The following is an 18,954-nucleotide window of genomic DNA, read 5'->3' as shown; positions in this document are numbered from 1 at the left end:
TATCCTCTCCAGTTGCTCAGTTACGGCCGAACTCGGCATCGTTGGCCAGTTTGTTGACCAAACGACCAATACGGTCGATTTCGCAGACGACTTCGTCACCCGCATTGACGTTTACGATCCCATCCGGAGTGCCGGTCAGGATCACGTCCCCAGCGGCTAGCGTCATGAATCCGCTCAGATACTCAATGAGCGCAGGCACGTCGAATACCATGTCGCCGGTGTTGCCACGTTGCTCAAGCTTTCCGTTGACATATGTCTTCAAGTTGAGATTCTCGGGATCTTCGATGTCGCTTGCGTCCACTAGCCAGGGTCCAAGTACTGTTCCGGTGTCACGGTTTTTCACGCGAAGATTGGGGCGATAGTAGTTCTCGAGGTAGTCGCGGATCGCATAGTCGTTCGCGACGGTGTAGCCGGCTACATGGGAGAGCGCGTCCTCGCGAGTTACATTGCGAGCGGTCCGACCGATAACGACGGCCAGCTCACATTCGTAGTGCATGAACTTCACCGTGTCCGGGCGCCAGGTGACGCCGCGATGGCCTATCACGCTGCCGGGCCCCTTCAGGAAGATTAGGGGCTCCTCCTGTTTAGAGAACTGCAGTTCCTTGGCGTGCTCCGCGTAGTTCAGCCCCAATGCAATGATGGTTCCGACGTCGAACGGGGGAAGCCAGACCACGTCCTCCTCCTTCACGACGCGGCCGTCGGTCAGGCATACTCCCGTCTCGTGGGGCGTGGCTTCATGGAAGCCACCGGCATAGGCAACTCTTGCTCGCTTCATTAGATGGCTCCTTCAAGCACGAAAGCGACTTCAAGGGTTCCGAGGGATTCGATGGATAATTCCACGCGCTGGTTGGCCGCGGCTAGGGGGGCACCGTATGGCACGCCAAGGGTGAGAACGTCGCCAGGCGATAGCGTCATGAATTCCGTGACGTCGACTAGCAGCGAGAGCACATCTCTGTGGTAACCGGCGGTGGTAGACTCGAAAGCTAGCTTGCCATCGATAGCCACGGTCATCCGCAGGTTGTCCGGCGCTGTCACGTGCTTGCGGGCGACAACCAGCGGTCCGACAGGGCAGAAGCCATCGCGTGCGCGCAGGCGTACCGATGGTCTGTAGACGGAACGATGGGGGATGCTAAGATCGCCAACAATCACGTACCCGGCGATATGGTCTAGTGCATTATCCGTCGACAGGCGGGATGCAGTTCGGCCAACGACGATGCCCAGTGAGATCCCAACCTCGACCTGGTCGGTGTCGCCGGGAAGGGCCACGGTTGACCGATGTCCCCTCAGGGTATTTCGGGGCTTAAGATACAGAATCGGTGCGCGCGGCGGCGCCTTGTACGGCGCTTCGTTCATCGTTGCGCCGAGCGCTTGCAGCGATGCGCGATCGTTGAGTAAGGTGCCATAGACCGGGCCGGCAACTGGTGCCGCAAACGACTTGCCTGAGTCCAGCAGTGCTTGAGCGACGCCCAGGGTAGCGTCCTGGGCAAGCGGCTCGCCGCTGAGTCGGAACCGGTGATCGTGAACATGGAACATTAAGCGCTCCCTTGCGTTTGGGTTATTTCGGTGAGATGTGAGGACCCTGCGTCGCTTCACCCGGTGCGTTGGCCGGAGCACGGGCGCGCCAGGCCAGGGCCTCAGACGTCTAATGCCAGTTCGTGTGACAGTGCGCGCGAGACGCAAACAAGGACGGATTTGTTCTGTTCGCGCTCCTCGTCGGTGAGAACATAGTCCAGGTGATCCGGCCGGCCGGACACGACATTGACTTCACAGGTCCGACAGAGGCCTTCCCGGCATGAGTACGGTATGAATACGTTGTTCTCTTCCAGTACCTCGAGAATGGATTTGTCGGCGGGCACGGGCAGACGGCAACCGGTCTTGCAGAGCACGACCGTGAACTCTTTTCTGGAGGCAGGCTGTGCCGTGGCTTCCATGGCTGAAAAGCGTTCGAAGTGCATCGCGGACTTCGGCACGCCGATGAATTCGGCGGTGCGTGCGACGGCATCCATGAGCGGGGCAGGCCCGCAGCAATAAACATTGCTCTCGGTAGGGCACTGACTCAGATATCCGTGCAGATCGACAAGCCCACCCGTTGCCTCATCGTCGATATGCAGGACGACCTGCTCGCCGAAGCTCGCCAACTCCTCGAGATACGCAGCGCGCGAGCGGGAACGTACGCAATACAGCAGTCGCCACGTGTGCTGGTGCGCTTCGCACCAGCGGATCATGCTCAAAATGGGGGTGATTCCAATGCCGCCGGCAATGAAAACATGATGCGTCGCTTGCTCGTTCACGCCGAATAGCGAGCGCGGCAAACCGACGCGTAGCGTGTCTCCCACGTGCAAGCGTTGGTGAATATGTTCTGAGCCACCGCGGGATGCTGGTGCCAGTCCAACTCCGAGGCAATATCTCTCACGGTCGTTTGGGTCGCTGCAGAGGGAATACTGACGTACCTTGCCGCCAGGCAAGAACACATCAATATGCGAGCCTGCCGTGAATGCTGGCAGGGCTCCGCCGCCGGGCTGGCGCAGCTCGACGCCGAGAATCTCATGGGCTTTTACTTCAAGCTTTGAAACGAGCAAATCCAACATAGCTACCACCCCGCGCTTGGCGGACAACAAGGACTGAAGGGATACCAGATTGTGGTGTCGAACCGACACGGATAATCCCGTTTCGCTGCGTATCAGAAGGGCCGCGAAGGCACAGCGGGTCGCCTATCACTCGAGCGCAAACCGTGCTCTGCAACAAGCTTGTCTCCACTTTTTTCGTTCTCTGCATGCTTGACCGGAGATTAGGTTCGGGCAGATTATTCGTCAACGACATACAACTAATACGCGGAATGTCCGTGGTGCATAAGGAGGCGACGTGGACCTTGACTTGAATCTTTTGGCCGTTTTTGACGCCATCCTGAGGGAGCGCAGCGTCACACGAGCAGCCAATGAGCTTGGCTTGTCGCAGGGCGCAATGAGTCACTCGTTGAATAGGCTGCGCACGTTCTTTGATGATCAGCTCTTCGTAAAGACCGCCGAGGGCATGATGCCGACGCGTCGCGCGGAAGCCCTAAGCTCAACGGTCGTGCGAATCATGGAAGATGTTCGCCAAGGTGTCTTGTCTCAGGCACGGTTTGAGCCGTCGACAGCCCGGCGCACCTTCACGCTCTGCATGACCGACATGGGGGAGCTGGTGTTTCTGCCGCCGCTCATCCGCCGGTTTCGCGAATCGGCTCCGCACTGCAATCTGCGTACTGTTCAGGTACCGCCGCCGCAGATAGAAGCCATGCTGGCAGCGGGGGAGGCCGATTTGGCGGTGGGTTCCATTCGTGCAGCGCCCCAGGATTTGTTCCAGCAACTGCTCTTTACCCATTCGTTCGTGACGATTGTCAGCACCAAGAATGCTGACGTCGGGGGCGAGCTCTCGCTAGAGCAGTTCCAACGCATGCCGCAGATCGTGGTCGCACTTTCGAATCGTATGGGAGCCGCTTACGACAGTGCGTTCGATGAGCAGGGCATCAACCGAAACGTCTTCTTGTCCACTCCACATTTTCTGTCCGTACCGCTGTTGATCGACCAGTTTCCCGACCTGATTGCCACGGTACCGATGGATCTTGCGAACGTCTTTGCAAGCTACGGCACCGTCCGGATCGTTGCCCCCCCGATCGCGCTGCCACGCTTCGCCCTCAAGCAGCATTGGCACTCGCGCTTCCATCATGATCCGGCCATCGTCTGGCTGCGCGAGATGCTGAAGGACGCCTTTGCGGACTATCCATACGCAGAGTAAGCCGCCTCACGGCGATAGGACGAGAGGCCGATCAGAGCGGGCGATCGTAGTCCACCAGCGCCCGCGGCGCTGCATTGATGCCATGCATACTGCGTATGTCCTCCATTAGCTTGTGAAGGGTTCCTGTGGTCTCTACCATGAGGTCACTGCATAAATTACCCCGCAAGAGGAGACATCATGTTCATCAAGAACTGTTGGTATGTTGCTGCCTGGAGCAGTGAAGTTCCTTCCAAGAGCTTTCTGGCCCGTACCATCCTGAACACTCCGGTAGTGCTCTGGCGAGACGATGCCGGCGAACCGGTCGCATTTGAAGATCGATGCTGTCACCGGGGCGCGCCGCTGTCGAAGGGCAGGAAGGAGGGCGACTGCGTTCGATGCATGTATCACGGGTTGAAGTTCGATAGGACCGGGGCATGCGTGCAGATTCCAGGTCAAACCAGGATTCCGCCTTCGGCACGCGTGAAGGTCTTTCCAGTCGTCGAGCGGCACAACTGGATCTGGATCTGGATGGGAGACCCCTCCCGTGCGGACGTTGACCTGATCCCGGATACGCATTGGCTTGATGACCCCGCATGGCGCTATCAGGAGGGCTATACGCACTATGCCGGCGCGAACTACCTGCTCATTGCTGACAATCTGCTGGATCTGGCGCACCTTCCGTACGTGCATCCGTCAACACTGGGAGGTAGCGAGGACTATGCGGAAAATCCCGCTAAAGTCGAGTCCGTCGATCGCGGCGTCCGCGTAACCCGTTGGGCCATGAATACGAGCGTTCCTGCGTTCATTCAGGAGGTCAAGCCGTACGCCGGGAAGATCGACCGCTGGAATATCTATGAGTTTCTGGTTCCTGGTATCTTCATCATGGATTCCGGAGTTTCACCGGCGGGTACAGGCGCACCCGATGGCGTGCGCGTCGATGCTGCCGAGTTTCACGGCTGTCAGGCTTTGACGCCGGAAACGGAAAACTCAACACACTATTTCTTCTGCCACCCACATAACTTCGCTCTCGACCGGCCGGACGTCACCGCATCGATTCATCAGAGTGTCATTACTGCCTTCGAAGAAGACAAGGAAATGGTGACGGCGCAGGCCGAGAGCTTGGCCTTGGAGCCCTATTTCAAGATGATTCCGATCGCCGCGGATGGTGCACTAGGTCGGTTCCGGCATCTTGTGAGTACGATGCTGAAGGAAGAGGCCCAGCAGGCGGAAGCGGTGCCGGCGGCGCCATTGCATCGTGCCGCGATGATGGAGGTCAGCAAATAATGCCGCGCGTATTGGTTGGAGATCTGCCCGTCTTCTATCGCTCCGAAGGGGACCCAGCGCTTCCGGCATTAATTCTTGCGCATCCGGTAGGCTCAGACCATGGGATCTGGGATGCTGTGGTGCCCGGCCTGACGTCGCACTTTCGCGTCGTCCGCTACGATTTGCACGGGCACGGTGCCACGGATATCGTGGCCGAGGAGTACACGGTCGGCCGTCTCGCTGATGATCTGCTCGGTCTGGCAGATGCCCTTGAGATTGAAAGGTTCTCGTTTTGCGGCATCTCGCTGGGTGGCCTCACGGGGCTCGAGTTGGCGGCTAGGCGCGGCGGTCGGATTGAACGCCTCATCGTTGCAAATGCTGCCGCGAAGCTGCCATTGACCCCCGAGCAATGGAACGAGCGAATCAAGAAGGTGAGAGGCGAAGGGATGGCAAGTCTTGTTGCGGGAATGACCGAGAGGATGTTCTCCGCCGAGTTTCGCCGAGACCGCCCGGCGAACTTTCATACGGCGGTGAGTACATTTGTACAAATGTCGCCTCTCGGCTATGCAGCCGGGATGGCGGCCCTCCGGGATGCGGATCTCCGGCCTAGCCTGCAATCGGTAGCGGTGCCTACGCTGATCGTGGGAAGCCAACTCGACCAGGCGGTGCCTCCGGAGGCCGTTGCTGCGATGTCCCAAGGCATACCTGGAGCGTCGTTGCAAGTGCTTGACGGTGGCCATCTATCGGCTGTCGAGAATCCGGCGGGCCTGACGCGCGCCGTCCTGAACTTCGCGTCCGACCAGTAGCGAGTCGCCCAGGATTGCCAGGCTGCGCATCCCCCTGGTCGTCTGGCGAACGCTGTTGACAGCGGTTGCGATCGTTTCATTGATCGCTCAGAACATATTCCGGTGTTGCCGGCAGGACTGTACGGCAACGCGTGCCCTTGCACGGATCTCCCGCGTACCGATGCATCGGTGGCCTAGCTACAGGATTGAGTCATGAACCTGAAAGACCCTAGCCTCCTTCGTCACGAAGCCTTCATTAACGGCGAGTGGCAATCTGCCGACGATGGTGCCACCTTCGAAGTCGTCAATCCGGCGAACGGCGTATCGCTCGGCAGCGTACCCAGAATGGGCGCCATTGAGACCCGACGTGCCATCGACGCTGCCAACGTGGCGTGGGATGCCTGGAGAAAGCGAACCGCGAGGGAGCGCGGAACCATCCTGAGGCGCTGGTACGACTTGATGTTGCAGCATGCAGACGATCTCGCGCAGATTCTAACCGCAGAGCAGGGCAAGCCCCTTACCGAAGCGAGGGGTGAGATTGCCTATGCGGCGTCGTTTCTCGAATGGTTCGCGGAGCAGGGAAAACGCGTGTCCGGTGAGACCTTAGCGAGCCCCGCGGCGGATAAACGCCTACTCGTCACCAAGGAGCCGATTGGCGTCTGTGGTGCAATAACACCCTGGAACTTCCCGGCGGCAATGATCACGCGCAAGGTCGGTCCGGCGCTTGCGGCAGGTTGCCCCATTGTGGTCAAGCCGGCAGAGGCCACACCCTTTACGGCGCTGGCGATGGCCGTGTTGGCGGAGAGGGCGGGGGTGCCAAAGGGCGTCCTGAATATCTTGACCGGAGACCCAAAATCGATCGGTGGCGAACTGACAACCAACCCGGTTGTTAGAAAGCTCTCGTTCACGGGTTCGACGAACGTCGGGCGTTTGTTATTGACGCAGAGCGCAGCCACGATCAAGAAGGTGTCCCTGGAACTTGGCGGCAACGCGCCGTTCATCGTCTTTGACGATGCCGATATCGATGCCGCGGTTGAAGGCGCCATCGCCTCCAAGTTTCGGAACAGCGGTCAGACATGTGTCTGCACGAACCGGTTCTATGTTCACGACCACGTATACACCCGATTTGTCGACGGGCTCGTCGATGCCGTGCGCCAGCTCGAAGTCGGGAATGGAACTGACGAGGGGGTGACGATCGGTCCGCTTATCGATGAGGCCGCGGTGCGCAAGGTGGAGGCGCATATTGAGGACGCAGTCGAGAAGGGCGGAGCAGTCGTCGCTGGCGGAAAGCGACATCGCCTCGGTCAGGGATTCTTCGAACCCACTGTTTTGACCGGCGCCACGCCGCAGATGAGGGTCGCACGCGAAGAGACATTCGGTCCGCTGGCTGCAGTCTTCCGGTTCACTTCTGATGAAGAGGTGGTGCGTTTGGCAAATGATACCGAGTTCGGCCTGGCGGCCTACGTTTTTTGTCGCGATATCGGCCGCGTCTGGCGAGTGGCCGAAGCACTCGAGTACGGAATGGTCGGCATCAACACCGGCTTGATCTCCAACGAGGTAGCGCCGTTCGGCGGGGTTAAGCAATCTGGCCTCGGTCGCGAAGGCTCTCATTATGGGATCGATGACTATTTGGTTATCAAATACCTGTGTGTGGGTCATGTCTAGGAGGCTGGCGGTAGTTGCCTCTGATTCCGGGGGGCTCGGGAGTTGGCTTGCGTGGTGCACCCGGACTGGGCTCGCCAACCGCTAGTCGCTCCTTGAGTGGAATTTTTCTGAATATTGGTCACCGGCCACCTCAATGCCGGTTGTGTGGGGATGGGCATCGATTCCGATAGCACGGTCTTCATCTGCTTGCACGCAGTGATACGGATGTTGTGAATGCACCGCACGCATTGTATTAATTAATTTGACCGTGTTGACCACGCACACATGGCCATCTAATCTAAATCAATTAACTGAAGAGACGAGAACTAGCGCAGGCGAAATAATCGTGCGGGCGTGGACTAACCAAGGACGTTCTCTTCTTCATCCTAACTTCAGCACTGGTCGGAAATCAAAAGTTTGCGTTAAGAATCGCCGCACCGAATGGCATCGGTAGCGGGCGAATATAAATCGACTTCTGCTAAAACGTAGAAGCATTTGGAGACAGCCATGACCCCCACAGAAAAAAGTCGCTTGCGTGCCGCGGACGATGCTCTCTATCGGAAGGTAAGCCTTCGCGTGATCCCCTTCCTCTTTGTCGCCTACGTTGTTGCCTTCATCGATCGAATCAATATCGGATTCGCGCAGTTGCAAATGAAAGGGGATCTGGGTTTCAGTGATGCGGTGTACGGCCTGGGAGCAGGGATCTTCTTCCTTGGCTATTTCTTCTTTGAGGTGCCTAGCAATCTCTTATTGCATCGGATTGGTGCTCGCCGGACCTTCATGCGGATCATGGCATGTTGGGGCTTGGTATCTGCTGGCATGGCATTCGTGGTCACGCCCTGGCAACTCTACGCCATGCGCTTTCTGCTTGGATTGTTCGAGGCTGGTTTCTTTCCCGGTATCGTGCTCTACCTCACTTATTGGTTTCCATCAAATCGGCGCGCCACGGTGACATCATGGATGTTCGTCGGCGTCGCCGTGGCCGGCGTGGTGGGAGGTATCGTCTCGGGCGCGATCATGGGGAATACCGACGGTTTGCGCGGATTCAAAGGCTGGCAATGGATGTTCATCCTGGAGGGAATTCCCGCCGTGATTCTCGGAATCCTGGCTTACTGGATGATCGAGGATAGTCCCCGTACGGCGTCGTGGCTGTCCGTACAGGAGCGCGACACGCTGTTGCTTCACCTGAGCGAGGAGGACAAGAGTAAATTGGGCGGGGCATCCCATTCGCTGATGGATGCGCTCAAGGATGTTCGGGTGTACTTTCTGTCCGCTGTCTATTTTTCGCTGGTGTGCGGAACCATGGCCATCAGCTTCTGGCTGCCAACGGTGATCAAGGGTGCCGGCGCGAGTACGGTATTTGAAGTCGGCTACCTGAGCGCGATTCCCTATGGGATCGGCGCAGTTGGCATACTGCTCATCTCCAAGAGCTCGGATTCGACACAGGAGCGTCGCTGGCACTACCTGGCATGCACGGTGTGTGGCGGAATCGCGCTGTTCTTGCTGGCCTTCCGCACCGATAGTCTTCCGACCGTGCTCGCGTTACTGGCCATCGCTGTCACGTTCTCGTTCTCCGCCCTGCCAATCTTCTGGGCAATTCCTCAACGATACCTCTCCGGTGCAGGGGCTGCTGGTGGGATCGCCGTCATAAGCAGCCTCGGGCAGTTGGGTAGCTTCTTCAGCCCGACCATGATCGGTTGGATCAAGGCAACGACCGGTCGGCTTGATAACGGTCTGTTCGTTCTGGGTACCTTGATGATTCTTGGGGGCGTTGCCTTGTTCATCACCATGGGGAGCCTGGAGAGGACGCGCGCGAAAGAGGTGATCCTCAAACCTGCAGAAGGCTGACCCGCAGCACCGGCTCGAAGGCACCGTCTCCTGGCGCGACGGCGGCTTCTGTCTTCAGGAAGCCGGAGCGAGAACTCGCCGGAACAGGCAGTCCGCGGAGCGGTCTTGGCGCTATCACGGGCGATGCCAACCATAGTTGGGATACACCAGAGAAAACAATAGGAGGGGAAGACCGCATGATCACACGACGTCAATTCATGATCGGAACTGGCGCGACGCTAGCGAACTTCGGGGTCAACGCGCAGGACGCCGTGACGCGCATTGTGGTCGGATTCGCGGCCGGCGGCTCGACCGATGCAATGGGAAGGCTCATTGCCCACGCCCTTCAAAAAGGCGGCGGGAACTATATCGTCGACAACAAGGCTGGAGCCGGAGGTCGTTTGGCCGCCGCCGACGTCAAGAACGCCACACCGGATGGGAAGACGATCCTGCTAACGCCGGATCCAATGATGGTGATTTACCCTCATGTCTACAGAAAGCTTCCCTACGACCCGATCGCCGACTTTCAGGCCGTGACGCCAATCGCTTCTGTGCCGATGGGGATCGCCGTGGGGCCAATGGTCCCTCCGAATGTTAAGACCCTGCTCGATTTTGCCAAGTGGTGCCGGGCGAATCCGAGCCTGGCAGCCTATGGTTCAGCGGGAGCCGGCACCTCGCTGCATTTCATCGGCGTCATGTTTGCGCGCGCCAATAGCTTGCAGTACACGCATGCACCTTATCGTGGCGGAGTGCCGGCGGCGCAGGATGTGTTGGGGGGACAGATCGCCTCCTGCATCAATGTAATTAGCGAGCTTCTGCCATTACTGCCCACCGGAAAGATTCGCATCCTGGCAGTGTCTAGCCCCTCGCGCTCGCGCTTTCTTGCGGATGTCCCGACCTTCAGAGAGTCCGGCTATCCGGCACTTGAATCCCAGGCATGGTTTGGGATGTTCGTGCCGGGGAGGACCCCGGCATCCTCAGTCGAGCGTCTGAATGCCGCGGTCACAGCAGCGTGCCAGAGCCTAGCGGTTCGCGATGGACTGTCGAGTTTGGGCTATGACGTCTTCACCGCGTCGCCCAAGCAGTTCACCGATCTTGTCCGTGCGGATTTCAGCCGATGGGGGCCCATTGTCAAAGCAACGGGATACTCCGCCGACGATTGATGAGACGGGCGGCGGCGCGATTTGACTTCGATGTTTCAATAAGGATCTAACATGCCACTCCATATGCAGGAACAAGCGCGCGAAAGTGAGCTTGTTATTCCACTAACTGACGCCGAATGGCAGGCTCGAGTTGAACTTGCTGCCTGCTATCGAATCTTCGACATGCTGGGCTGGACGGAGATGATCTTCAACCACATCACGCTGCGAATCCCCGGGCCGGAGCGCGTCTTCCTGATTAACCCGTTCGGGCTGCAGTACCACGAAGTGACGGCCTCCAACCTGGTCGCGGTTGACATCGACGGCCATCCGGTTCGACCGGGGCAACAGCCCATTAATCGCGCAGGCTTCGTGACGCACAGTGCGATCCATGGGCGGGTAAACGGTGCCCATTGTGTGATGCACACCCACACGACGACGGGCTGTGCGGTTTCCTGTTTAGAGGATGGGCTGTCGCACGACTCCTTTTATGGGGCGCAGCTCCATGGTCGAGTGGCGTACCACGACTTTGAAGGGGTCACCGTCAATCCGGCGGAACAGGAGAGGATGCTGCGCAGCATCGGCGACAAGAAGGTGGTGATTCTCCGAAATCACGGCCTGTTGAGTTTGGGGAGCACCATTCAGGAGGCATTCCTGTGGCTGTGGACCTTGCAACGCGCCTGTGACGTGCAGATTGCTGCGGCTGCCGCAGGGCGTGTCAGACGCCTTGGGTCGGCCGTGTTTGCGCAAACGGAGAAGGAGGCCGGAGCGGCGGAGGCCATCGTATGCGAGATGACTTACGCGTCGATGCGACGCAAGCTCGATGCGCTGGATGATAGCTATCGGCTTTGATTGGGGGACAAGGTGAATCCTACAGAGCCGGAGCGATCGCCCCTGAAGGTGACGGTCGTTGGCCTTGGCGCCGTCGGCGGCTTAATCGCAGGCCGCCTCGCGCGCGCGGGGAATGACGTTTCCTCGGTTGCTCGCGGAGACACCCTGAACGCCGTGCGCAGGCATGGCCTGCGTGTTATTGAGCCAGTGCCTAACTCGGCAGAGACTGTCACGTACCTCGCGCCGGTGAGGGCGGTTCCGGATGCAGGCGAACTGGGGCCACAGGACTTGGTTGTTGTTGCCGTCAAGGCGACAGCGCTGAAGGACATTGTTGGCGCTATGTCGCACCTGATGGGACCACACACAGTCATTCTGTCCGCCATGAATGGGGTGCCATGGTGGTTCTTCAGCGGGCATCCCGGGCCGCTTAGAGGGACCTGCCTGTCTACGGTGGATCCGGGCGGCATTCTGTCTGCACACATGCCAGCCGAGCGGGTCTTGGGTGGCGTTGTTATGTGGAGCAGCAGTTGCCCCTTTCCCGGCGTTGTTCGCTTGGGCTTGGGCAATCGCCTTACATTGGGCGAGGCAATGGGCGGCATGAGTGGCACAGTCGAACGCCTGGCCGCGATTCTGACTCGGGCCGGCTTTGAGATTGCCAAGTCCAGCGATGTGCGCAAGGACGCCTGGTACAAGCTGTGGGGAAACATGACCGCGAACCCGGTGTCGGCAATGACCGGTGCCACCTACGACAGAATGCTTGCCGACCCGCTGGTCATGCGCTTTATCTACGATTGCATGGAGGAGGCATCCACGATTGGGGCGAAGATCGGGTGCGCCATTGACCAGAGCGGGGAGGATCTCATGGTGACGGCTGGCAGGAGCTTAGGACCGTTCAAGACATCGATGCTTCAGGATGTCGAGGCTGGCAGGCAAATCGAACTGGACGCGCTACTGGCCGCGGTGCGAGAGATCGGGGTGCTGGTCGGCGTTCCAACGCCTCGCATTGATGCGCTGTTCGGCTTGTCTCGGCTGCACGGGCGGATGCATGGCATATATCCGGATGAGGGTTGAGCCGCGCTACGGTGCCTGAGGGTGCGACTTGTGGACTCTTTGAGGCCCGCCGAGTTGGGTGTCGTGGCAGGACTTTCCCTTTGCTGGTATCTCGCTGCCTGGAGCGACGCGAGGTAGCTGGCCAAGTCGGCCTCTGTCCTAAACACGCCGCATCGATCTTGGTGGCCCCCCTGCCGCGGCTGTCGCGGTCCAGGGGAGACTGCCGTGCGCTGTCAGTTTCGAGTTGGCCTCGAGGAAGAACCACTATGCTCCGGAGCGCGTCAACGTTGCAGTCGTGAATCCTTTGCGGTGGAATGGCCTGCTTTGCAGTGCTCAAAGAGGCGCTTTTTTGGCGCGCTGGTTGTGGCACGGCGGGAGGGTGCAAGCAATGGGGCGAGCGGCCGTCACGCCCAAAAGCGGTATCACAGGCCGGTCAGTGCACAATTAGGATTTCGCCTTAAATGCCGGTGTCTTGATAACCTCGGCGCCCATGTCGGCCAGGTTCTGCGTTGCCCACGGGCCGGCTAGCACGCGGGTCAGGTCCAGCACCTTGATGTGTCCCAACGTCGACTTCACGGACTTCATGTTTGTCGGTCTCCTTGCGTTCTCGTATATGACGGCAGGAGTAAGGTTAGTGAGTTTGAGGGATCGACGTCCAATATCGAATTGTGAGTTAGCGATAAATAGCTTGTATCGCCGGGAAGTTCGTGGTTGATAAACAGCGTCTATTGCCAAAGCCAGTTTTCATATTGGACAGCGCACGGCGTTTTCTTTAGCCTTTGCAGCCAGGACCAGACACAGACAAAAGGAGACGCCGATGTCCGTCACGCCCAAGTTCCTCCGTTATGAACAGCGGGGCCACGTCGTCACGCTGATGTTGAACGAGCCGCAGCGGCGCAATCCGTTGACAGGCAATACAGCGGTGGACGAATTCCTCGACGCCATCGACCGCATCGAGTCCGACGCCAGCGTGCGCGCTGTGATCATCACCGGCGCGGGCACGGCGTTCTCGTCCGGCGGCAGCATCAACGACATGGAGCGCCAGGCGTCCGGCGCGGTGCCGGGTATGGAGATCCGGCACGACTACCGACGCGGTATTCAGCGTCTGCTGCTGGCGCTGTTCAATCTCGAAGTGCCGGTGATCGCCGCCGTCAACGGACCGGCCATGGGGGCGGGCCTTGACCTGGCCTGCACGTGCGACATACGCATTGCGTCGGAGAATGCGCTGTTCGCCGAGAGCTTCGTCAAACTGGGCATCATCCCGGGCGACGGTGGGGCCTGGCTGCTGCCGCGCATCATTGGCCTGTCGCGGGCGGCGAAAATGACGTTCACGGCGCGCCCCATCGATGCCCGCAAGGCTCTGGAGTGGAACCTCGTGTCACAGGTGGTTCCAGCCGATCAGTTGCTTGCCGCAGCCAACGAGTTGGCCGAGGCCGTGGCGGCCAATCCGCCGCACGCGGTGCGCATGGCCAAGCGGCTGCTGCGCGAGGGGATGCATACGCGGCTCGACACGCTGCTGGAGCTGTCGGCGAGCTTCCAGGCCCTGTCGCACCAGACGGCGGACCATCGCGAGGCGGTGTCGGCGTTCCTGCAGAAGCGCAAGCCGTGCTTCACCGGCAGCTGATCCGGCACGATGGGAACGGCCAAGTCGGAACGCCGCGCCGACAGCGTAAGCAGGACGGACGGGCGGGCGACGGATAACATGCGGGCTTGGCGATTCCCTTCGCGGCTTTTCTCCCCAGTCATGGACCTCCGACGCATCCGGCATTTTGTGATATTGCCCGAAACCCTCAACTTTCGCCACGCCGCCGAGCGGCTGCACATCGCCCAACCCGCGCTGACGGTCTCGATCCAGAAGCTGGAGGCCGAGCTTGGTGTTACGCTCTTCACCCGCGACCCGCGCGGCGTGGCGCTGACGCCTAGCGGCGAAGTGGCGCTGGCCGAGGCGCGGCGCGTGCTGTTCCATGCCGAGCAGTTCCGAGCGTCCGTAAACGCCGCTGCCGCCGGCATAGCGGGGACGTTACACGTAGGCTTCGTCGGCTCGGCGACCTATTATAGTCGGGCGGGCTGAAGCCTTAGTTAGGGGGGCGCGACGCGTCTTGGCCCGTGGCGCGGCCTTGACTTGCTTTTGCTTCAGCCAGTATCTACGTTAGAGGCGGACGGGCATATTTCAGCGCGAATGTAACTTGAACGATTCCCCCAGCATACCCGCGCGATCGACGCAGGAAATGCGATTTCGGCCATTGTCCTTTGCGTGATACAACTGCGCGTCGACTAGGTTGAGGAACGCGGTCGGGTCCATGCGCTCAGTCGGCACGATCGTGCCGACGCCGAAGCTCGCCGTCACGCACTGGTTGTACGGCGAGCGCACATGCGCAATCGCTTCCTCCGCGATAAAAGCGCGGCAGCGTTCGGCGATTCTCACAGCGGCCTCCGCATCGGTGTCGGCCAACACCAGCAAGAATTCCTCGCCGCCGAAGCGGACAAGCACATTGCCCGGGCCGGCCACTTCGCCCAGCAGGCGGGCGATCCGCTTCAGACATTCGTCCCCCTGCAGGTGGCCGTAGTAATCGTTGTACGACTTGAAGAAGTCGATATCAATCATGATTAACGACAGCGGCTTGCCGTCTTCTTTCGCTGTCGCCCATTCGCGTTCCATCACGCTGTTGAACATGCGGCGGTTGCCTACTCCCGTCAGGCTGTCTCTGAACGAAAGGTGTTCGAGTTCCTTCTGCAGTTGCGCGAGCTTTTCCTCGGTGCGCTTGCGCTCGCTGATGTCGAACATAAAGCCGATCAGTGAATCGACATCGCCGTTGGCGTTGCGCACGACGTGCACGACGTCGCGCAACCATATGTATCCGCCGTCGCGCGTGAGCGCGCGATAGTCGGCTTCGTGATCTGTGCCCGCCTGCGACTGTGCGACGCAAAACTCGACCACCGCTGTGCGGTCGTCCGGATGCATACGCTCGGCCCAATCGTTGACGTTCCTCCAGGTCGACGGCGCCCAGCCCAAGAGTGCTTCGATCTGCGGACCGATGTAGACGAATTCCATAGTCGCCCAGTCGATTCTCCAGGGGATGGCTTTGGTCGATTCCAGCAGGGTTCGGTATACGGCACTGTCGTCGTCACCGAACACACGGTTCGGCTGGGCAACGGTTTCTTGATGCCGCAAGAAGGCGGCCTGTAGCGTGCTCTCCGGGTTATCGTGGCAGGTCATGCTGGTTGTGCTTGCAGTTGCTGTAGTGACGCTGATTGTATTAACGACAGCTTGTGCCGGTTCCTGAAGGGGGCTGGACCGGCTATCCTGCCGTTCGCGGCTTCGGCGTCCGCTCGGTTTCGAGACGCATTTTTACGTCGATCAGCCCGCTTCAGTGGCTATCGATGCCGTTCGAGAAGTCGGTCTGGAGTCCAAAGAAGACGCGCTACACTGTAGCCTTGTTTCGCCAACGCCGCGGCGGGGCATTGACCAAAGCAGGCATGCGGGCCGCCCGTCACGTTTCGCGCGTCCACCCGATCCGGTGCCGTTCCTGCGTGGCCTCATGCCGCGCATCGTCTTCGGTGTGCAGGTAGGCGCTAGTGGTCGAGATGGAAGCGTGCCCGAAATTGTCCCGCACGAAACGCAGGTCCACCTGCTGGTCCGTCATATGCGACCCCGCGGTATGACGCAGCCAGTGCGCCGACGCGCTGGCCAGCACTGCGGCCCGGCTTTCCCACTCGGGGCCACGCGCGCGCAGGCGCGCGGCGGCCATCCCGAACACCTCCTTCAGCACCAGATGCAGCGCGCCGCGTGACAAGGGCTTTTCCTTGCCGATGATCGGCAGCACGATCGGGCGCTCCTCACCGGGCAATGGCATCGGCGACAGGCCGTGAGCGCTGCGATAGCGCGCCAGCTCCACCATCAGCTCGCCGGTGGCTGGTACCAGCCGCGTCTTGTTGCCCTTGCCAGTCACCTCCAGCCACCAGCGCTCGACGCCCTCCCGGTCGCGCCGGCAAAAGAACGCGCCCATCCGGGTCTCGGCCACTTCGGCCGCACGCAGGCCGCCAAGATACAGCACCGTGAAGAGCCAGCGGCAGCGCGCGGCGTGCAGGCGGTCGCGCTCGGTCGCACTGTCGATCGTCCCCGGCATCGCCTCGATGGTGTCCTTGACCACCTGCCACATCTCGTGGCTCAGGTAGCGCGTGACCCGCGGCTTGGACTGGCCGCGCCGGCTGCGTGCTAGGGACAGTGGGTTGCCGGCGAGGTAGCCGGCGTCCACCAGCCAGGCGAACAGCGTATTGAGGATCACCATCGCATGCCGCGCGCTGGCCGGGGAGAGCGGGCCGGCGAACGGCCGCCAGTCCGGCGCGCCGCGCGCGAGCTTCTTGCGCGACGCCATGACCCAGCGCCAGGCGGGCTGGGGATCGGCCAGGAAACGCTCGTACAGCAGCAGATCCTCATGGGTGAGCGACGACAGCGGCTTGCCGTGCTGCAGGACGGCCCACAGCAGCAAGCGCTCGACCTCGCGCCGATAGGTCTGCAGGGTGGCCGGCGTGTCGGTATAGCGGGCGAGCCAGGCGGTGACGGCGGCCAGATCGTCGGCGGCCGAGATCTGCGGGGTGCCGCCGCGCGCCCGGTTGCTGCCGGCGGCGCCGGAGAGCGCGGCGGGCAGGGCCAGGCGCTCGATCGGGGTGGCCGGCAGGGCAGTGAAGGCAGCGTGGGGAAGCGGGGTGGGTTCCATCGGTGCGTCGGGCATCATGGCGTAAGTGTAGCCGTAATTATAGACAGAATGACATTTATGTCTAAAGATTTGACGATTTATTCAGTAAATTAACGTATTACGTAGTAATATAATAGAAAACTCCACGAACGTTCCACGTAGAACATGACCGCCAGCCCGCTCGATCACCCGCCGCCCACGCCTGGCGACGCCGCCCCAGAGGCCCAGCTCGCCGCCGACGTGGCCGCGCTGCGTGCGCAGTTCCCCGAGACTCGCACGCTCTACCGCGAGGTCTGCGCCTTGCTGTTCTTCAGGTATGGCATCACCCCCACCGCCAACAAGCTCTACGGGCTGGTGCGCAAGGGCAGCATGGGCACGCCGACCGAGGTGCTGGCGCAGTTCTGGCAGGATTTGCGCGGCAAGATGCGCGTGACCATTGACCAGCCCGGGCTGCCGGATGCGCTCAAGGCGATCGCGGCCGACGCCGTGCAGTCGATCTGGCAGGCCGCCAACGAGGCCGCTAGCGGCGAGCTGGCCGCGCTGCGGGCAGAGGCGCGGCTGCAGGCGAGCGAGGCGGAGGCGCAGCGCGACCAGGCGCGGGCCGCGCTGGTCGTAGTCGAGCAGGAGAAAGCCGCCGTACAGGCCGGGCTCGACGCCGCCCAGCGGGCCGGCGCGGCGCTACAGGGGGAGCTGGACGCCGAGCGCCAGGCCCACGCGGCCGCGCAGGCGCGCCAGGAGGAGGGCCGGCGTCAGATCGAGGCGCTGGAGCGGCAGCTGGGCGAAATGCATACGCAGTTCTCGGCGGACCTGGAGCGCACCCGCGAGCAGGTGGCCGTGGCGCAGGAACGCGCGACGGCCACCGAGCGCCGCGCGCTGCGCGAAATCGACCAGGAGCGCACGCTGCGGCAGAAGGCCGAGCAGGTGGTCGCGGACCTGCGCACCGAGCTGGCGGCCATGCAGGCGAGGGCGCAAGACGCCGCCGTGGCCGGCGCGGAGGCGCGGGCGCGCCTGTTAGCCGAGCGCGACACGCTCAGCCGGCAACTGGCGGAGGCCGAGCAGGCGCTCCGGCGCGGGCAGGTGGCCCAAGACGGGCTGCGGGCGGAACTGGAGACGGCAGTGCGGCGGGCCGAGCGGGCCGATGCGCAAGCCACAGCCACGCGCCGCCTGGTATCGCCCAGGCGCCGGGCGCCGGCGACACGGACCAAGTTCAAGCCTGGGGCGGCCTGAGGGGGACGCCGAGGCGTCGGACGGCATTTATCCACCGCGCGAGGGGACAAGCCTGTGGAAAAGCCGCGCCGGGGCGGGTGGCCAGCGGCGCCGTTGGCGTTGATTAAAATTTAAGCAAAGAGGGCGACGCGGAATCCGGCGTCTCCCCGAATCGGTTCACCTACACCATGTCGATTGAAATCGAGCGCGCACAAGCGATCACCTGGATTCGCATCCAGATGGCCCAGCATGGCCTGACTCTGGCCCAACTGCAGGCCACCGGCTGTTTTGCCGAGCCAGCACCGATCCCATCGCCGGGGGCGGCGTGCTACCGCAACGCGCACGGGCAGGGCTGGGACGGCCGCGGCGCCATGCCGGACTGGCTGCAGCGGGCGGTCCACGCCGGGCAGACGGTGGAACATTTCCGGGTGTCCAGTGCGGGAGTCACGGGGCGCGCCGTGAAGGCGAGTTCCGATTTGAAAACAGTCGGTTAGCTGGCGGTGTGGCGGATTTTTGACGATTACCCACACCGGCAGATTAGGCAAAGTGCTCTGTAGGCGACGGCGACACCGCCACCGCCGGCGGTCTGCTATCGCAACACCGAAGGGCTGACTAGGGACGGACAGGGGGGATACCCATCTGACCGCGGCAACAGCGGATCTGCCGTCGGCCGCATCCCTTGTGATAGTGGATTTCCCTTATCTTGGCGCGCAGCCCAGAGCGCAGTTTTGAAGAAGTTGACTGTATGATATACATCAA

16 protein-coding genes and 2 pseudogenes are annotated in these 18,954 nt (G+C 61.1%); 12 read left to right on the top strand and 6 right to left on the bottom strand.

The window, feature by feature from the left end:
- Window positions 1-16: 16 nt before the first annotated feature.
- The 3 genes from AC1Q7Q_RS31160 to AC1Q7Q_RS31150 form a co-directional block, all read right to left on the bottom strand.
- Window positions 17-775, bottom strand: coding sequence for a fumarylacetoacetate hydrolase family protein (locus AC1Q7Q_RS31160; protein ID WP_492371506.1), 759 nt, complete (start codon window positions 773-775; stop codon window positions 17-19).
- Window positions 775-1,533 carry a fumarylacetoacetate hydrolase family protein gene (locus AC1Q7Q_RS31155; RefSeq protein WP_492371507.1) on the bottom strand — a complete coding sequence of 253 codons (759 nt, stop codon included), beginning with the start codon at window positions 1,531-1,533 and terminating at the stop codon, window positions 775-777. Before AC1Q7Q_RS31155 ends, AC1Q7Q_RS31160 begins: the two co-directional genes overlap by 1 nt.
- 101 nt (window positions 1,534-1,634) lie before the next feature.
- Entirely contained in the window at window positions 1,635-2,588 is a 954-nt protein-coding gene (locus AC1Q7Q_RS31150; RefSeq protein ID WP_492371508.1) for a PDR/VanB family oxidoreductase, read from the bottom strand.
- A 274-nt stretch (window positions 2,589-2,862) separates the two neighbouring features.
- Between AC1Q7Q_RS31150 and AC1Q7Q_RS31145 the strand changes: the two genes are divergently transcribed.
- From AC1Q7Q_RS31145 to AC1Q7Q_RS31110, 8 genes are all read left to right on the top strand, one after another.
- Entirely contained in the window at window positions 2,863-3,774 is a 912-nt protein-coding gene (locus AC1Q7Q_RS31145; RefSeq protein ID WP_492371509.1) for a LysR family transcriptional regulator, read from the top strand.
- A gap of 177 nt (window positions 3,775-3,951) precedes the next feature.
- Window positions 3,952-5,037, top strand: coding sequence for an aromatic ring-hydroxylating dioxygenase subunit alpha (locus tag AC1Q7Q_RS31140; RefSeq protein ID WP_492371510.1), 1,086 nt, complete (start codon window positions 3,952-3,954; stop codon window positions 5,035-5,037).
- Entirely contained in the window at window positions 5,037-5,822 is a 786-nt protein-coding gene (locus AC1Q7Q_RS31135) for an alpha/beta fold hydrolase (protein WP_492371511.1), read from the top strand. The genes AC1Q7Q_RS31140 and AC1Q7Q_RS31135 overlap by 1 nt, the downstream gene beginning before the upstream one ends.
- Before the next feature lie 192 nt (window positions 5,823-6,014).
- The gene (locus AC1Q7Q_RS31130) at window positions 6,015-7,466 is read left to right on the top strand and encodes an NAD-dependent succinate-semialdehyde dehydrogenase (protein WP_492371512.1); all 1,452 of its coding nucleotides are present in this window, start codon (window positions 6,015-6,017) and stop codon (window positions 7,464-7,466) included.
- A gap of 486 nt (window positions 7,467-7,952) precedes the next feature.
- Window positions 7,953-9,293: an MFS transporter gene (locus AC1Q7Q_RS31125; protein WP_492371513.1), complete on the top strand. Its 1,341-nt coding sequence runs from the start codon at window positions 7,953-7,955 to the stop codon at window positions 9,291-9,293.
- 176 nt (window positions 9,294-9,469) lie between these two features.
- Window positions 9,470-10,435, top strand: a complete 966-nt coding sequence (locus tag AC1Q7Q_RS31120) for a tripartite tricarboxylate transporter substrate-binding protein (protein ID WP_492371514.1) — start codon at window positions 9,470-9,472, stop codon at window positions 10,433-10,435.
- A gap of 51 nt (window positions 10,436-10,486) precedes the next feature.
- Window positions 10,487-11,263 (top strand): class II aldolase/adducin family protein, encoded by a 777-nt coding sequence (locus tag AC1Q7Q_RS31115; protein WP_492371515.1) that lies wholly within the window; start codon window positions 10,487-10,489, stop codon window positions 11,261-11,263.
- Between the two features lie 12 nt (window positions 11,264-11,275).
- A complete protein-coding gene (locus tag AC1Q7Q_RS31110; protein WP_492371516.1) occupies window positions 11,276-12,313 on the top strand; it encodes a 2-dehydropantoate 2-reductase in 1,038 nt (345 codons plus the stop codon).
- 450 nt (window positions 12,314-12,763) lie between these two features.
- Here AC1Q7Q_RS31110 and AC1Q7Q_RS31105 read toward each other — a convergent pair.
- Window positions 12,764-12,877, bottom strand: a pseudogene (locus AC1Q7Q_RS31105) (CoA transferase); the annotation flags it as partial.
- Window positions 12,878-13,109: 232 nt separating this feature from the next.
- Between AC1Q7Q_RS31105 and AC1Q7Q_RS31100 the strand changes: the two are divergent.
- Window positions 13,110-13,916: a crotonase/enoyl-CoA hydratase family protein gene (locus tag AC1Q7Q_RS31100; RefSeq protein ID WP_492371517.1), complete on the top strand. Its 807-nt coding sequence runs from the start codon at window positions 13,110-13,112 to the stop codon at window positions 13,914-13,916.
- Window positions 13,917-14,036: 120 nt separating this feature from the next.
- A pseudogene (locus AC1Q7Q_RS31095) lies at window positions 14,037-14,345 on the top strand (LysR family transcriptional regulator); the annotation flags it as partial.
- Window positions 14,346-14,462: 117 nt separating this feature from the next.
- Here AC1Q7Q_RS31095 and AC1Q7Q_RS31090 read toward each other — a convergent pair.
- Together AC1Q7Q_RS31090 and AC1Q7Q_RS31085 are read right to left on the bottom strand one after the other, a co-directional pair.
- Complete coding sequence (locus AC1Q7Q_RS31090; protein WP_492371518.1) at window positions 14,463-15,509, bottom strand: GGDEF domain-containing protein; 1,047 nt, start codon at window positions 15,507-15,509, stop codon at window positions 14,463-14,465.
- A 274-nt stretch (window positions 15,510-15,783) separates the two neighbouring features.
- A complete protein-coding gene (locus AC1Q7Q_RS31085) occupies window positions 15,784-17,010 on the bottom strand; it encodes a tyrosine-type recombinase/integrase (protein ID WP_492371519.1) in 1,227 nt (408 codons plus the stop codon).
- Between the two features lie 144 nt (window positions 17,011-17,154).
- On the opposite strand from AC1Q7Q_RS31085, the gene AC1Q7Q_RS31080 reads away from it, so the two are divergent.
- Window positions 17,155-18,216 (top strand): DNA-binding protein, encoded by a 1,062-nt coding sequence (locus AC1Q7Q_RS31080; RefSeq protein WP_492371520.1) that lies wholly within the window; start codon window positions 17,155-17,157, stop codon window positions 18,214-18,216.
- A 167-nt stretch (window positions 18,217-18,383) separates the two neighbouring features.
- Window positions 18,384-18,689: an H-NS histone family protein gene (locus tag AC1Q7Q_RS31075; protein WP_492371521.1), complete on the top strand. Its 306-nt coding sequence runs from the start codon at window positions 18,384-18,386 to the stop codon at window positions 18,687-18,689.
- Window positions 18,690-18,954 lie beyond the last annotated feature (265 nt).

The sequence above is a fragment of the Cupriavidus sp. GW823-FHT07A04 genome (genome assembly GCF_058794615.1).
Note: the sequence above shows the minus strand (reverse complement) of the source record. Positions and strands in the feature narration are given on the sequence as shown.

Excerpts from the sequence above, each read along its gene's own strand:
- AC1Q7Q_RS31160 (WP_492371506.1), bottom strand. The coding sequence starts at position 775 with ATGAAGCGAGCAAGAGTTGCCTATGCCGGTGGCTTCCATGAAGCCACG.
- AC1Q7Q_RS31155 (WP_492371507.1), bottom strand. The coding sequence starts at position 1,533 with ATGTTCCATGTTCACGATCACCGGTTCCGACTCAGCGGCGAGCCGCTT.
- AC1Q7Q_RS31150 (WP_492371508.1), bottom strand. The coding sequence starts at position 2,588 with ATGTTGGATTTGCTCGTTTCAAAGCTTGAAGTAAAAGCCCATGAGATT.
- AC1Q7Q_RS31140 (WP_492371510.1), top strand. The coding sequence starts at position 3,952 with ATGTTCATCAAGAACTGTTGGTATGTTGCTGCCTGGAGCAGTGAAGTT.
- AC1Q7Q_RS31135 (WP_492371511.1), top strand. The coding sequence starts at position 5,037 with ATGCCGCGCGTATTGGTTGGAGATCTGCCCGTCTTCTATCGCTCCGAA.
- AC1Q7Q_RS31130 (WP_492371512.1), top strand. The coding sequence starts at position 6,015 with ATGAACCTGAAAGACCCTAGCCTCCTTCGTCACGAAGCCTTCATTAAC.
- AC1Q7Q_RS31125 (WP_492371513.1), top strand. The coding sequence starts at position 7,953 with ATGACCCCCACAGAAAAAAGTCGCTTGCGTGCCGCGGACGATGCTCTC.
- AC1Q7Q_RS31120 (WP_492371514.1), top strand. The coding sequence starts at position 9,470 with ATGATCACACGACGTCAATTCATGATCGGAACTGGCGCGACGCTAGCG.
- AC1Q7Q_RS31115 (WP_492371515.1), top strand. The coding sequence starts at position 10,487 with ATGCCACTCCATATGCAGGAACAAGCGCGCGAAAGTGAGCTTGTTATT.
- AC1Q7Q_RS31100 (WP_492371517.1), top strand. The coding sequence starts at position 13,110 with ATGTCCGTCACGCCCAAGTTCCTCCGTTATGAACAGCGGGGCCACGTC.
- AC1Q7Q_RS31090 (WP_492371518.1), bottom strand. The coding sequence starts at position 15,509 with ATGACCTGCCACGATAACCCGGAGAGCACGCTACAGGCCGCCTTCTTG.
- AC1Q7Q_RS31085 (WP_492371519.1), bottom strand. The coding sequence starts at position 17,010 with ATGGAACCCACCCCGCTTCCCCACGCTGCCTTCACTGCCCTGCCGGCC.
- AC1Q7Q_RS31080 (WP_492371520.1), top strand. The coding sequence starts at position 17,155 with ATGACCGCCAGCCCGCTCGATCACCCGCCGCCCACGCCTGGCGACGCC.
- AC1Q7Q_RS31075 (WP_492371521.1), top strand. The coding sequence starts at position 18,384 with ATGTCGATTGAAATCGAGCGCGCACAAGCGATCACCTGGATTCGCATC.